Origin of the sequence: Massiliimicrobium timonense, from assembly GCF_042850985.1 — a bacterium.
Taxonomy (GTDB): domain Bacteria; phylum Bacillota_I; class Bacilli_A; order Erysipelotrichales; family Coprobacillaceae; genus Allocoprobacillus.
This window is the reverse complement of record NZ_AP031415.1, coordinates 2,124,350-2,139,259: the sequence shown is the minus strand read 5'-3', so window position 1 is coordinate 2,139,259 and position 14,910 is coordinate 2,124,350. Positions and strand designations below refer to the sequence as shown.

The window sequence follows — 14,910 nt, the reverse complement described above, 5'->3', positions numbered from 1 at the left end:
GATGGAAAAAAATCAATTGGAACAATATGTCACAGTTGTAGAAGCAGGAAGTATCAGTAAAGCAGCGAAAATACTTTATTTAGCTCAGCCTAATTTAAGTAAAACTATTCAAATGATGGAAGAAGAAATGGGGCAAAAGCTCTTATTAAGAAGTCATAGAGGGGTGGAAACAACACCACTTGGCAAAGAACTTTATTACCACGCTAAAAATATTCTAGAACGTTTTGGTATGATAGATGAGTGGAAGACTATGCATCAAAAGACATTACCTTGTTATTTGAATGTTTCTATATCTTCGTTATTTTTAGATAAACGTATTTTACAAGAATTTTCTAGACAGACACAATCTATGGAAACGTTTATTCAACTACATGAAACAACACCTAAATCAGTATTAGAAGATTTAGTGAATGGACAAGCAGAATTAGGAATTGTTATTTTGAATGATCAGATTTTACCTGCTTTTCAAAAGATTGCAGAAGCAAAAGAAATTCATGTTGAAGTGATAGATCGCAAACCATACTGTCTTCATTATCATCGTCATTACCATTTAGAAAAAGATTTATCACAAGATCTCAGATTTTTGAACCATTATATCTGGATACACTTTCCATTAGATTTTTTTGGTTATTTAAATGCGTCATTATCGCAATACGGTTTCATGATTCAAGAATCTCAAAAAAGAATAGTCAGTAATAATTATCATGCGATGATTCAAATGCTTTGTTTTTTAGATGCCTTTATTTTTGGAAACATTTGGCAAAAAGAAGAATTTGCCAGAACAAATATTGCATCAATACCTTTATCTTATATCCATATCCAACAGAATTTTATAATTCTTACAAAAAAAAGAGAAGCTCTTTCTCATGCAGGAAGTCTTTATTTAAAAATCTTGAAAGAGATTTATCAACTTTGATAATGAAATTTTCATTATCATTTTTTGTTGTTTCTTAAAATTTTTCATGAGATAATTATAAGTATGGAAATAGAAAGAAAGGATGGTTATATGAAAAAGTATAAAGCTGTGATTTATGATATTGATGGAACAGTTTTAAATACATTAAAGATGAATATGTATCCATTAATGAAAATCATTAAAGAAGAATTAAATGAAGATTGGACATTTGAAGAAGTGTTAAAATTTGCTGCTTATCCTGGTATGAAAGTGATGGAAGAATTAAATATAAAAGATAAAGAAAAAACATATGCCAGATGGGTTCAATATGTTAATGAATATGAAGAAGGAGCAACACTTTATGAAGGATTTGAAGACGTTTTTTCAAAGTCTGAAGAAGCCGGAATCATTCAAGCTGTTGTATCCGCCAAGACAAAAGCGCAATATCAAATTGATATGGGACAAAAAGGACTAGATAAGTATATGAAAGCAACGATACTTGCTGAAGATACTGATAAACATAAACCTGATCCTACACCATTATTAGAATGTCTGAAGAAATTACAGTTACAACCAGATGAAGTAATTTACATAGGCGATGCAAAATCAGATGAATTGGCATCAAAGAATGCTCATATTGATTTTGGATATGCGAAGTGGGGAAATGTCGCTCAAGAAGAAATGAAAGATGCAACAATTGTTTTAGAAAAACCTCTTGATTTATTACAGTTGATTTAATGAATACCCAAAATAATTTTGCTTTAGGAAATGTGTCCCAGCATATTTTACGTATTGCAGGACCTATGATTGTTGCACAGTTTATCAATGTTTTATATAACGTTGTTGATCGTATTTATATTGGAAGATTACCTGAGGTTGCTTCGTTAGCTATGAGTGGTTTAGGATTATGCTTACCTTTAATTTCAATAATTATTGCTTTTGCGAATTTATTTGGAATGGGTGGATCACCACTGTGTTCTATTGCAAGAGGTAGTGGAGATAATGATCTGGCTGAAGAAATTATGGGAAATGCGTTTTCTTTATTAATCATTTGTTCTATTCTTATTATGTTAGTCGGTTTTATTTTTAAGGAGCCTTTATTATGGGCTTTTGGAGCAAGTGAAAATACGATTGATTATGCAAACGATTATATGACGATTTATTTATTGGGAACGCCCTTTGTTTTAATTGGATTAGGACTGAATAGCTTTATTAATAGTCAAGGATTTGCGAAAATAGGGATGATGACAGTTTTATTAGGAGCAGTGACAAATATTATTTTAGATCCTCTTTTTATATTTGTCTTTTCAATGGGAGTCAAAGGTGCTGCTATAGCAACTGTTATTTCTCAATGTATATCTGCTTTATGGACTTTGCAGTTTTTAACTGGGAAGAAAACAATTTTAAAATTAAAAAAAGAAAAAATGATTTTGAAAATCAAACATGTTCAAAAGATATTTGCTTTAGGTATGGCTGGATTTATGATGGGGATTACAAATTCAGTTGTGACAATTGTCTGTAATGTGACTTTGCAGACTTATGGTGGAGATTTCTATATTGCCATTATGACTATTATTAATTCTATTAGAGAGGTTGTGTCTTTACCCGGTCAAGGTTTAGCCAATGCTTCACAGCCAGTTCTTGGTTATAACTATGGAGCAAAACAATATCAAAGAGTTTTAAAAGGCATTCGTTTTACGACATTGACTTGTTTTTTAACGAGTTTTGTATTGTGGTTGAGTATTACCTTATTTCCTCAGCTCTATATTCAAATCTTTAGTCACAATCCTGATATTTTAAAAGAAGGAGTTCAAGCCATTCATTTATATTTCTTTGGTTTCTTTATGATGGCTTTTCAAATGAGTGGACAATCTATAGCCGTAGGACTAGGAAAATCAAAACAGGCTGTTTTCTTTTCTATATTTAGAAAAGTCATGATTGTTGTACCACTGACTTTTATATTACCTATATATATTGGTATTCAGGGTGTTTTTATCGCTGAAGCTATTAGTAATTTTATTGGTGGGGGTGCCTGTTATTTAACAATGTTGTTAACGATTGGAAAAGATCTCAAGAAAAAAGTGAGAACTTTAGAATAATAAGGATTCTTGTTGAAACGATGGTAAGGAGGAAAAATGGAAATGATTGTAGATTTTATGGATGGAGCATTTTTCTGGATTGTATTAGCTTTATTTGTGGCTATATCTTGTATGTTGTTGAGTCAAAAGAAATAATAATAGGGGGAGCATATTGAAGATATGCTTTCTTTTTTGATTCAAGTCATAAAGGAATTTCTTTTTTCATATAAATAAACGGGTGATGATTCATATGAAAAAAACGATGTCTTTTATTATCCTTTTTGCTTTATGTACATGTTTATATAAACCAGTGATTCATGTATCATCATCAAAATTATTAAATCAAAGAGTGATTGTATTAGACCCAGGTCATGGTGGTTTAGATAATGGTGCCAGTGTAGCAGGGGTGGATGAGGATACTTTAAATTTGAAAATCAGTTTTGCTTTAAAAGAGGAATTAGAATCACGAGGGGCTACGGTATATATGACACGTACTGATGATCAAGATATGACAAAAAGAAATTATAACTATTCTAAACAAGATGATATGTATTTAAGAGCTTTGCAAGTAGATGCATATCAACCAGATCTATTTTTGAGTATACATCTTAATTCTTCCACATCTAGTGCTTGGGGTTCTCAAGTGTTTTATTATAAAAAAAGTGAAGATGGAAAAAGATTAGCCAATTGCATTCATGATCAGATGAAAACATTAACAGGAACAAGGAAGAATGTTTCATCAAGTAGTTTTTATATTTTACGTGCAACTCAATCATTGGGAGTTTTAATAGAATGTGGTTTTTTATCTAATGCTAATGAACGAGGACAATTAAAAAGTCGTGCGTATCATCAAAAATTAGCAATCGTCATTAGTGATGGTATAGAAGACTATTTTCATTCACTAGCAGCACCTCTATAAAAATATATATAAAAACGAAAAAAAGTATTGACGAAAAATGAAGGCTATGCTAATATATTAGGGCAGTCGTTAATGGGCCTGTAGCTCAGCTGGTTAGAGCGCACCCCTGATAAGGGTGAGGTCGATGGTTCAAGTCCATTCAGGCCCACCATTAATTACTGTCACATATATACATGGGCCTGTAGCTCAGCTGGTTAGAGCGCACCCCTGATAAGGGTGAGGTCGATGGTTCAAGTCCATTCAGGCCCACCATGTATAATATATATTTTTATGGGGCTTTAGCTCAGCTGGGAGAGCGCCTGCTTTGCACGCAGGAGGTCAGCGGTTCGATCCCGCTAAGCTCCACCATATAGGATATAACCTGCATTGGATGTTTTTAGAAAAACATCTGATGCAGTTTTTTTGTTATTTTATGCAAAATAGTCTATAATAATAAAAAGAGGTGATTAACGATGTGTACAGCTTTTCAATGTCATGGATATTTTGGAAGAAATCTTGATTTAGAAACAGGATTTCAAGAAGAAGTTGTTGTTACACCAAGATTCTATAATTTTCCATTCAAAAATGGAACGGATTTTAAAAATCAATATGCTTTGATAGGGATGGCAACAGTTGTTGAAGATTATCCATTATATGCTGAAGCAATGAATGAAAAAGGTTTATGTATGGCTGGTTTATATTTTCCAGATAATGCACATTATTTTGATCAAGAAGATAAAAAGTTAAATCTAACACCTTATGAATTAATTCCTTATTTTTTAGGTCAATATCAAAGTGTTCATGAAATCAAATCCATCATACATCAACTCCATATCATCAATATACCATTTCTACCACAAATGCCTTTAGCTCCTTTGCATTGGATTATTGCTGATCAAAACGAAAGTTTAATTTTAGAATCAACAAAAACAGGTTTACAGATATATGAAGATTCATTACATATATTGACAAATAATCCACCTTATCCATATCATCACTGGAATGTTCATCATTATATGCATTTAACATCAGCATATCCACAAGATAATTTGATTCATCAAAATATGAAACCTTATGGTAATGGTTTAGGAACAGTTGGATTACCGGGCGATTATTCTCCTGCATCACGCTTTATTAAAGCGTTATGGTTAAAAGACAATGCAAAGATGAATGATTGTGAACATGAAAATATTAGCCAGATTTTTCATATCTTAGATGCTGTCGCAATGGTCAAAGGTTCAGTGAAGACCAGTCAAGATAAAGATGATTATACTATTTATTCATGCTGTATGAGCATGGATCAGTTGACTTACTATTATAAAACATATGATAATAATCAAATTCAAGGTATACAAATGAAAAAACTTGATCTTCAAGCTTCACAATTATATATATTTATTTTAAATAGACAACAAAATATCCAATATTATGAAACTGCTTAGGCAGTTTCTTTTGTTTATTATTGATAATAAAAATATTAAAAATGAAACATTTTAAAATAAAGAAGTAAGATATACTTTTTTCTAGAAAATGAAATGATTTTAGCGCTATGAGTTTCATAATAGGAGGAGGAAAAAACATGAATTTTTTTAATAAGCTGCAAGTAGGCTTAGAAAAAATTGTCGGACCATTTGCAACAATGGTCGCTAAGAGTAAGTATATTAAAGCCTTAACAGAAGGGTTTATGTATACTATGCCAATTACTTTAGGTGTAGCAGTTATTGCTGTCTTATCTAATTTGCCTATTGATCCATGGGTTGATTTTTTAAACAGTACAGGATTATATACAGTAGGGCAAGAGGTTGTATCTTTAACATTATCTTTACTTGCTATTTATGTTGTAGGAGCAATTGGATATTGTTTTACTAGAAATGAAGGAGAACAAGGTATTATTGGAGCTGTCATGTCAACAGCAGCCTTTATTATTTTAATGCCGATTCAGACGTTTACAAATGAAGTAGGAACTTCTGTATCAGCTTTATCAACAAGCTATATGGGTAGTGATGGAATTTTCTTAGCTTTGATCTTAGGTTTATTGATTCCTAGACTATACTGTTATTTAATGAGTAAGAATTTAAAATTGAAATTACCAGATTCAGTACCACCAATGGTAAGTATGTCATTAGCACCTACATTTGTAGCTATGATTATCTTTACATTAATTTTTGCCTTAAAATGGGCATGTACATTTACACCATATGGAAATGTATTCAATGTTGTTTCAACATTGATTGGTCAGCCAATTTCATATTTTGGAGCTTCACCAATATCATTAATTATTGTCTTTTCATTAATGAATTTAATCTGGTTCTTTGGAATTCATCCAAATGCGATTTTAATGCCATATATGCCTGTATTAATGATGGCCTCTATGGCAAATACAGAAGCTTTTCTAGCTGGAAAAACAATGCCTTATCTTGTGTTTGGAATCTTAGGGGCATGTGTGCAAATTGGTGGTGCAGGAAATACATTAGGATTATGTATTGCGACATTATTTGCGAAATCAGAAAAATATAAAGCTATGCGAAAACTTGTGATTCCAGCTAATATTTTCAATATTAATGAGCCAATTATATTTGGTTTCCCAATCATGTTAAATCCATTATATGTTATCCCAATGGTCTTTTCACCAGCTGCATCTGGACTTGTTGCTTGGGCATTAATTGGTATTTTCCCAATTCAGTTTAATCCAACAATTTCAATGCCTTGGGTTACACCTGGATTTATTACAACGTTCTTCCAAGGTGGTATATTCATGTTGTTGTTATGGTTAATCAGTTTAGCTATTCATTTTATCATGTATTTACCATTCTTCTTAATTGATGATAACAATGCATTAAAACAAGAACAGGAAATGAAAGCTCAATAGAAGTTTGTATTGACAAACTTTTTTTTGAAAGGAGAAGATATTATGGCAAAAATACAATGTAATGTTATTTCTTATACACTGATGAGAACTGTTGATATTGATGTTATTTTACCAACAGTGACAATTCCTGAAAGTATGATGAATCAAGGAAAGATTCATCATGACTACCATCAAAAGTTTCCAGTATTATATCTATTGCATGGTTTTGGAAATAATCATGCACAGTGGTGTGGTTATACAAATGTTGAATTATATGCTGAAGAAAGACAGATTGCCGTTGTGATGATTTCTGGTGAGAATAAAAAATATATTGATCAAGATGAGGATTTATTCGCAGATTTCATACAAAATGAATTACCAGAATTTATTACTCAAGTTTTCCCAGTTTCTACAAGAAAAGAAGATACTTATATTGCAGGACTTTCTATGGGGGGATTTGGTGCTCTTTATCATGGATTGAGTCATCCAGAAAAATATAGGGCTATTGGTGCATTTTCACCAGGTATTGAAATGCAGGGAAATCCAATTGATCTTTATGAAGTTTTGGAACAATGTCAACAAGAGATTCCTATTTATATGGCTTGTGGTGATAAGGATTTTCTTTATAATACGAATGTTCAATTCGTTAAAAGTTTAAAAGAAAAAAAGATGCCATTAACATGGTTGAGTGTACCAGGCTATGAACATGAATGGCGTTTCTGGGACAAGTGTATTGAAGAATTTTTAGATTGGATTCAGCGAAGTGATGCTTATGCAAATGCAAAAAGAAAAATTTAAGGAGGTAAAATATGGGATTTCCTAAAGACTTTTTATGGGGTGGTGCTACAGCAGCCAATCAATACGAAGGTGGTTATTTGAGTGGTGGTAAAGGTTTAGCGACTGCTGATACCATTACAAATGGTGATCAAAAGCATCCTCGTCGTATTGTTATTGAATTAAAAGATGGGACAAGAAAAACAATCAATCGTTTTGAAGATGTGCCTGAAGGTGCTAAAGCTATTATTGATGATGATGTTTATTATCCAAGTCATGTAGCTACCGATTTTTATCATCACTATAAAGAAGATATTGCTTTAATGGGAGAAATGGGATATAAAACATTTAGAATGTCCATTAACTGGTCACGTATTTTTCCTCATGGTGATGATGATCAACCTAATGAAGAAGGTTTAAAATTCTATGATGATGTTTTTGATGAATGCCATAAATATGGAATTGAACCACTTGTGACAATTAATCATTTTGATTTACCACTTCATTTAGCTCATCAATATGAAGGCTGGTTAGATAGAAGAACAATAGATTTCTTTATCAATTATTGTCGTACTATTTTTACGCGTTATCAAAATAAAGTTAAATACTGGTTGACTTTTAATGAAATTAATTTTTTAAGAGATTATTCTACTTTAGGTATTACAGAAGCATCCAATCCTCAAAAACAGCAACAGGCCATTTATCATTTGTTACTTGCTAGTGCAAAAGCTGTTTATTTAGGACATCAAATTAATCCTGATTTTCAGATTGGTTTAATGATAGCTAATATTCTTTTCTATCCTGAAACATGCAATCCAAATGACGCTATTGCTGAAATGGAAATGGCTAGAGACTTTAAAGATTTCTACTATGATGTACAATGTCGTGGTTATTATCCAAGTTATAAATTAAAAGAGTTAGAAAGACAGAATGTGGTACTTCAAAAAGAAGATGGAGATGATCAGATATTACTTTTAGGGACAGTCGATTTTATTTCATTTAGTTATTATAATTCAGCAGTAATTGCAACACGTGAAAATACTGAAAAATCTGGAGGTAATCAATTAGGTGGTGTTAAAAACCCATATCTTGAAGAAAGTGAATGGGGATGGCCAATCGATCCACAAGGCTTAAGACTTGTTTTAAATCGACTCTATGATAAATATCAATTACCATTGATGATTGTTGAAAATGGTTTAGGGGCATTGGATCATGTTGAGGAAGATGGTTCTATCCAAGATGATTATCGTATTGATTATTTAAGAAAGCATATTCAACAAATTCAAAAAGCTATTGATTATGATGGTGTAGATGTTATAGGTTATACACCTTGGGGTTGTATTGATCTTGTTTCTGCTGGAACAGGAGAAATGAAAAAACGTTATGGCTTTGTCTATGTTGATATGGATGATTTAGGACAAGGAACACTTCAAAGAAGACGTAAGAAATCTTTTGAGTGGTATAAAAAAGTCATTCGTACAAATGGAAAAGATCTTGATTGATGTGATATAGAAAAATATGTTAGAATGTTGCTGGTGATAAAGATGCGATTGATTTTTGATGAAGAATATGAAGATGTTGATAGTAGTATACGTAATTATGATAGTAATAAATACTGCTTATTTATAGATTCTGCTGGACATAATGAAAATAAATCTATCATAGATGTTCATTGGCATGAATGGCTGGAAATTGTTCATATTATTGATGGGCATATGATAACAATGACACCTGAAGGACTATTTGAAGTGAATCCTGGTGATGTGATTGTGATTGGAATGCAGGCACTTCATAAAATGATTGGCAATGCTGGTAATTTTCGTTTCCAATGTCTGCATATCAATATTGGTTTTATTTTACAACATATGCCTTCAACTTTACTTATTGATAAAGTCTTTATGATTAAAGATCAAAAGTCTTTTATTGATTTGTTTTCCCAAGTTATTTTAAAAATGAATCATGATGATATTGTTTCTCAATTAGAATATAAAGCATCCCTTCTTTCCTTATTATCCCAATGTTTAAAAGAAAGTCATTATGATCCTACATCCTATCATCATGAAAACAACGATACTTTTTCAAGAATTCTTTTCTATGTCAGTACGCATTATCGAGAAGATATTTCTTTACAGTATTTATCAAATCATTTTGGTTATACAACGCAACATATTTCATTAATGTTTAAACGTTATTTAAATACAAATTATTATACTTATTTAACGAAATTACGTTTAGATCGTGCAAAATTCTTATTAATGACATCACAAAAACGTATTATAGATATTGCTTTTGAATGTGGTTTTTCTAGTGAACATACCTTAATTAATCATTTTAAGAAATGGTATGGAAAAACACCATCTCAATATCGTAAACAGGAACATTCATAAATAGATGGGGACTTTTCTTTAAAAAAGTCCCTCTTTTATAGGAGGTTAAAATGAAAGATCAAGTATTAGTCATTGATGTAGGTGGAACATTTATTAAGTATGGTTTAATTGATGAACAGTGTCATTTAACACAGACATCAAAAATAAAAACACCTTATGAGTCACAGGAACATTTTTTAGAAACATTACAAAATATTTATTTCTCTTTTCAACAAGAAAATATTCAAGGAATTGCAATGAGTGTACCAGGAAAAATAGATGTGGAAAAAGGTGTCATGTTGACAAGTGGGGCACTGGTTTATTTAGAAGGGTTAGAACTTGCTAAAAGATTATCTGCTTTATGCCATTATATTCCTGTATCTGTTGAAAATGATGGTAAAGCTGCAGCTTTATGTGAATCATGGGTAGGACAGGCAAAAGATTGTCAAAGCTGCGTCGTTTTGATTTTTGGTTCTGGTATAGGTGGAGGTATTGTCATTGATCATCAGGTACTACGTGGTTTAGATTTGATTGCAGGAGAATTTAGTCCTATTTTTGTTGATTTGCGTCAAGGACAATATGAGAGTTTTGCTGGAACATATTCAACTTTAGCTATTGTCAAAAAAGTTCAAGATATCAAACAAGATGAAAACATTGATGGGGAAGCCATGATGCAGCTTTATCGTCAAAAAGATCAAGAAGTGATTTCAGTCATGGATGATTGGTTTGAAGCAATAGCTAAGTTTTGTTATAACATTGATAATATCATCAATCCTGAATGTATTTGTATTGGAGGAGGAATCAGTCAAGATCCATTGTTTGTAGAAATGATACAAACAAAGATAGATGATATTTTTACAAAAGCTTATCTCTTTAGAAAACCACAAATCAAACCATGTCAATATCATAATGATTCTAATTTGATTGGTGCTTACTATACATATTGTCAACTTTATAATAAAGGTGGTGTGAAATAATGAAATTAATTTTACGTGCAGATGATTTAGGTATAAGCGAAGGTGTAAACTACGGCATCTTAAAATCTATACAAGATGGTGTAATCAGTTGTGTGGGACTTATGCCTAATATGGAAAGTGCAAAGCATGGCTATCAATTAATCAAAGATTTAGATATTTGTTTAGGACAACATACAAATATATGTTTAGGAAAACCGGTTTGTTCGCCTGGGCTTATTCCTTCTTTGGTTAATGAAAATGGGGAATTTTATTCAAGTCATGATATTAACCATCGTCAAGAAGATACAATCAATATTTTAGAGTGTGAGTTGGAAATTGAAGCACAATTACAAAGATTTATTGAAATCACAGGTCAAAAACCAGAGTATTTTGAGGGACATGCTGTTTTTTCAAGAAATTATTTACAGGCTTTAGAAAATGTGGCTGCCAGGCATCATTTATTTTATGACAATTTGATGGATCAACAATGGCAAAAACAATATCATATTCAATCTTTAGATTTCTTTGCTTTTGATGAAAGAGGACTCTATGACCCTTATCAATATTTTGAAAGTCAATTATCAAATATTCAAAAAAATGAATGTAGTCTGGTGGTTTTTCATCCTGGTTATCTTGACCAATATATTTTAGAACATTCTTCATATACATTGATTAGACCAATGGAATGTGAATTTTTATGTAGTCAGTGGTTAAAAGACTGGTTAAAACATCATCATATTGAAGTCGTCAGTTTTCGAGATTATCAATAAAAGATTTGTTTTTAGTAAAAGGAGTGCGACTCCTTTTTTTTCTTGCTTAATCATAAAAACAAAGTATAATATCCTTATATAGGAGTCAGTTATGGAAAAATATATTAGTGCTTACATTATAACTTTTTATATATATGGTTTTGCTGGATGGATTTGGGAGTCACTCATTTGCCCTATTATGACGAGACATAGGATCAAAAACAGTGGTTTTTTAAATGGACCCATTGTTCCTATTTATGGGGTAGGAGCTTTGACAGTGTCTTTGCTATTCTCTCCAACAGAAAGTTATTTATCTATTTTTATTGAAGGGGCTTTTGTAGCTTGTGTGATTGAATATTTAACATCTTGGGGTATGGAAAAGATTTATCATCGTCGCTGGTGGGATTATTCTGATAAAGCTTTTCATGTCAATGGGAGAGTATGTTTAGAAGGCTTTCTTGTTTTTGGATTATTTAGTGTAATAGCAGTGAAATATGTTCAACCCATGTTATTGGAGTGGATTATGCAATATGGTTTAATTACTTTGGTTGTTTTTGCGACTATGCTGACAACACTTTTTGGTATTGATTTTATTTATACAGTTGTTTCTTTAATGCATTTGGATGAACGTTTAGATGCATTAAGAAAAGATATGGAATTGACGGTTCAGACATTGATTGAAAATGTTGAACAGAGTAGACATGATTTTGAAGAAATTATGGAATTGTGGAAAGAAAATGATCATGAGAGTTATCGTCAGTGGGTTCATGAAAAATCTATGATGGAAAGACGTATTGTGAAAGCTTTCCCAATGTTGATGAAACATCAAGGAAAAGAGGAGAAAGAAGATGGCAAGAAGTAAACGTGATAATTATCTATCTCGTACTTTTCATGGTTTGGCTGCTGGATATTTTATGAGTTTTGTCTTAGGAACAATCTGTCAGGAAATAGGACAATTGTTTCATCTTTCATTGTTGAATCAATGGGGAATTATACTTACTTATATGCTTGGCCCTGTTATTGGTATCACAATGGCATGGTGTATGGAAGCAAAAGGTATCAATTTAGTGACAGCGTGTTTAGCTGGTATGATTGGTGCAGGAACTTTAGTCGTTGATGGCAGTCATGTGACATTAACAACGGGCTCTCCTTTTCTTGCTTATCTGGCAGTGATTTTAACTGTAGAAGTTGTTCGACTCATTCAAGGGAAAACATCACTGGATTGGCTGTTAGCCCCTATAGTTGCGTTAATATGTAGTGGAGTCTTCATCTGGTTTATCAAGCCATTTTATTTACAATTGTTATACTGGTTTCAAGATTTGATGTTACAATGTATACAGCTACCACTTGTTTTAATGGGAATGTGCGTAGCCTTATTAAGTGCCGTGATTACAACATCACCATTGACATCACTCTTTTTAATGTCGGTTTTAAGTGGGTTAGATGGCGTGGCTTTGGGTTGTGCTTTGGCAGGGGTCTGTGGACAGATGGTAGGATTGGCAGTTATGTCTATTCATGATAATCCTATTGGAAATGTTTTGGCTGTCAGTATAGGAACAAGTTTTTTACAGTTCATAAACATCATCAAAAGACCTTTGATCTGGGTGCCACCTCTTATCGCAAGTCTTATCAGTGGTATATTGACAGCGTTATTGTCTTTAAGCTGTACTGTTCAAGGAGCTTCACTTGGTTTAACAGGACTTATGGGATTACGTGAAGCAATGCGTTTGATGTCATCCACTTATTGGATTGTTTATATTTTGATAGATGTTGTTTTGCCAATGGGTATTTGTTATGGTATGTATAAAGCTATGAGAAAATTAAATTATATAAAAAGTGGAGATATGTATATGTCTGGAATATGAAAAGGTGAGGGAAATGAAATTAAGTGAATTATTGAAGGAATTAGATTATCAATTTATACAAGGAGAATTAGATAATGAAGTGACACAAATTGATTATGATTCAAGATGTGTAAAAGAGGGAAGTTTATTTGTCTGTATTCCTGGTGCGAAAGTCGATGGACATTCTTTTATCAAACAGGTTATTCAAAATGGTGCGAAAACAATTGTTGTGGAACATTCTGTAGAATATCAGCAAGGCATTACATATATCATGGTTGAAAATGCAAGAAAGGCATTGGCTTTACTTTCTTGTGCTTTCTTTCATCATCCAAGTCGTGAAATGACAGTGATTGGTTTAACTGGAACCAAAGGAAAAACAACAACGTCTTATATGGTGGCATCAATTTTAGAAAAGGCTCATCAAAAAGTAGGTATTATTGGAACAATTGGTTCTATGATTAATGGTGAGTTAAGAAAAACAAAAAATACGACACCGGAATCTTTTGAATTGCAGCGTTTAATGCGTGAAATGGTCGATGCAGGATGTGAATATTGTGTCATGGAAGTATCTTCACAAGGTTTAATGTTAGATCGTGTCACAGGTATTGATTTTGATATTGGTGTTTTTACAAACCTATCTCCTGATCATATTGGTGAAAATGAACATCATTCTTTTGAACATTATATGTCATGTAAAAAGAAATTATTTCAAATGTGTCGTATAGGTTTATTCAATAGAGATGATGACCATTATTTAGATATGATTGATCAGGCAAAATGTCAAATCAAAACTTATTCTATTCAACAGCCAAGTGACTTACAAGCTTCACATATTGAACTTTATAAAGAAGAAAATGTTTTGGGTGTCACATTTGATACAAAGGGAGTCATTGAAGCTTCATTCCAGACGAATATACCTGGAAAATTCAGTGTCTATAATTCGTTAGTAGCAATTATGATTTGTTATTTACTGCATATAGATATTCCTTATATTCAAGCAGCTTTAAAACAAGTCAGTGTAAAAGGACGTGTTGAAATTGTTCCCGTTCCACGCCCTTATACAGTATTAATTGATTATGCACATAATGCTTTATCATTTGATAGTATTTTATCCACTATGAGTGAATACCATCCTCATCGTATATATTGTGTCTATGGTTTAGGAGGACATCGAGATGTTCATCGTCGTTATGATGCAGGTGCTATTGTCGCTAAATATCATGCTTTTTCTATCTTAACAGCGGACAATCCACGTGGCGAATCTGTTCATGATATATGTGACAATATTATTGAAGGTATTCAACAGGAAAATGGCGAATATATTGTCATTGAAGATCGTCAAGAAGCCATTTACTATGCTTTAACTCATGCCCAAGCGGGTGATGTTATTCTTTGTCTAGGAAAAGGACATGAAGATTATCAGATTTTAAATGATGAACCATTACCTTTTAGTGAACGACAAATCATTGAGGAATATTTTCAAGAAAAGGACTAAAAAAGAC

Annotated in this window: 14 protein-coding genes and 3 tRNA genes; all 17 read left to right on the top strand. The window is 32.1% G+C overall.

From position 1 onward, the window contains the following. Position 1 precedes the first annotated feature (1 nt). On the top strand, positions 2 to 916 hold the full coding sequence (locus tag ACGHJ8_RS11165) for a LysR family transcriptional regulator (RefSeq protein ID WP_390540412.1): 915 nt from the start codon (positions 2 to 4) through the stop codon (positions 914 to 916). 90 nt (positions 917 to 1,006) lie between these two features. Next, positions 1,007 to 1,633 (top strand): HAD family hydrolase, encoded by a 627-nt coding sequence (locus tag ACGHJ8_RS11160; RefSeq protein WP_390540410.1) that lies wholly within the window; start codon positions 1,007 to 1,009, stop codon positions 1,631 to 1,633. Next, on the top strand, positions 1,633 to 2,994 hold the full coding sequence (locus ACGHJ8_RS11155; RefSeq protein ID WP_390540408.1) for an MATE family efflux transporter: 1,362 nt from the start codon (positions 1,633 to 1,635) through the stop codon (positions 2,992 to 2,994). Before ACGHJ8_RS11160 ends, ACGHJ8_RS11155 begins: the two co-directional genes overlap by 1 nt. 229 nt (positions 2,995 to 3,223) lie before the next feature. Then, positions 3,224 to 3,892 (top strand): N-acetylmuramoyl-L-alanine amidase, encoded by a 669-nt coding sequence (locus tag ACGHJ8_RS11150; protein ID WP_087357993.1) that lies wholly within the window; start codon positions 3,224 to 3,226, stop codon positions 3,890 to 3,892. Between the two features lie 74 nt (positions 3,893 to 3,966). Continuing rightward, a tRNA-Ile gene (locus tag ACGHJ8_RS11145) sits at positions 3,967 to 4,043 on the top strand. 24 nt (positions 4,044 to 4,067) lie between these two features. Beyond that, positions 4,068 to 4,144 (top strand) — tRNA-Ile (locus ACGHJ8_RS11140). A gap of 20 nt (positions 4,145 to 4,164) precedes the next feature. Further along, positions 4,165 to 4,240 (top strand) — tRNA-Ala (locus tag ACGHJ8_RS11135). 104 nt (positions 4,241 to 4,344) lie between these two features. Then, a complete protein-coding gene (gene bsh / locus ACGHJ8_RS11130; protein ID WP_390540406.1) occupies positions 4,345 to 5,313 on the top strand; it encodes a choloylglycine hydrolase in 969 nt (322 codons plus the stop codon). Between the two features lie 137 nt (positions 5,314 to 5,450). Further along, positions 5,451 to 6,740: a PTS sugar transporter subunit IIC gene (locus tag ACGHJ8_RS11125; RefSeq protein ID WP_390540404.1), complete on the top strand. Its 1,290-nt coding sequence runs from the start codon at positions 5,451 to 5,453 to the stop codon at positions 6,738 to 6,740. A gap of 42 nt (positions 6,741 to 6,782) precedes the next feature. Further along, entirely contained in the window at positions 6,783 to 7,517 is a 735-nt protein-coding gene (locus ACGHJ8_RS11120) for an alpha/beta hydrolase (RefSeq protein WP_390540401.1), read from the top strand. Between the two features lie 11 nt (positions 7,518 to 7,528). Then, positions 7,529 to 8,995, top strand: a complete 1,467-nt coding sequence (locus tag ACGHJ8_RS11115; protein WP_390540399.1) for a family 1 glycosylhydrolase — start codon at positions 7,529 to 7,531, stop codon at positions 8,993 to 8,995. Between the two features lie 42 nt (positions 8,996 to 9,037). Next, positions 9,038 to 9,880 carry an AraC family transcriptional regulator gene (locus ACGHJ8_RS11110; protein WP_241146637.1) on the top strand — a complete coding sequence of 281 codons (843 nt, stop codon included), beginning with the start codon at positions 9,038 to 9,040 and terminating at the stop codon, positions 9,878 to 9,880. Positions 9,881 to 9,930: 50 nt separating this feature from the next. Next, positions 9,931 to 10,836 (top strand): ROK family protein, encoded by a 906-nt coding sequence (locus ACGHJ8_RS11105; RefSeq protein ID WP_211963325.1) that lies wholly within the window; start codon positions 9,931 to 9,933, stop codon positions 10,834 to 10,836. Continuing rightward, a complete protein-coding gene (locus tag ACGHJ8_RS11100; RefSeq protein WP_211963327.1) occupies positions 10,836 to 11,585 on the top strand; it encodes a ChbG/HpnK family deacetylase in 750 nt (249 codons plus the stop codon). The genes ACGHJ8_RS11105 and ACGHJ8_RS11100 overlap by 1 nt, the downstream gene beginning before the upstream one ends. A gap of 91 nt (positions 11,586 to 11,676) precedes the next feature. After that, complete coding sequence (locus tag ACGHJ8_RS11095) at positions 11,677 to 12,426, top strand: putative ABC transporter permease (protein ID WP_390540397.1); 750 nt, start codon at positions 11,677 to 11,679, stop codon at positions 12,424 to 12,426. Then, positions 12,413 to 13,429 (top strand): PTS sugar transporter subunit IIC, encoded by a 1,017-nt coding sequence (locus ACGHJ8_RS11090; protein WP_390540395.1) that lies wholly within the window; start codon positions 12,413 to 12,415, stop codon positions 13,427 to 13,429. Before ACGHJ8_RS11095 ends, ACGHJ8_RS11090 begins: the two co-directional genes overlap by 14 nt. Positions 13,430 to 13,442: 13 nt before the next feature. Continuing rightward, a complete protein-coding gene (locus tag ACGHJ8_RS11085; RefSeq protein WP_390540393.1) occupies positions 13,443 to 14,903 on the top strand; it encodes a UDP-N-acetylmuramoyl-L-alanyl-D-glutamate--2,6-diaminopimelate ligase in 1,461 nt (486 codons plus the stop codon). Positions 14,904 to 14,910 lie beyond the last annotated feature (7 nt).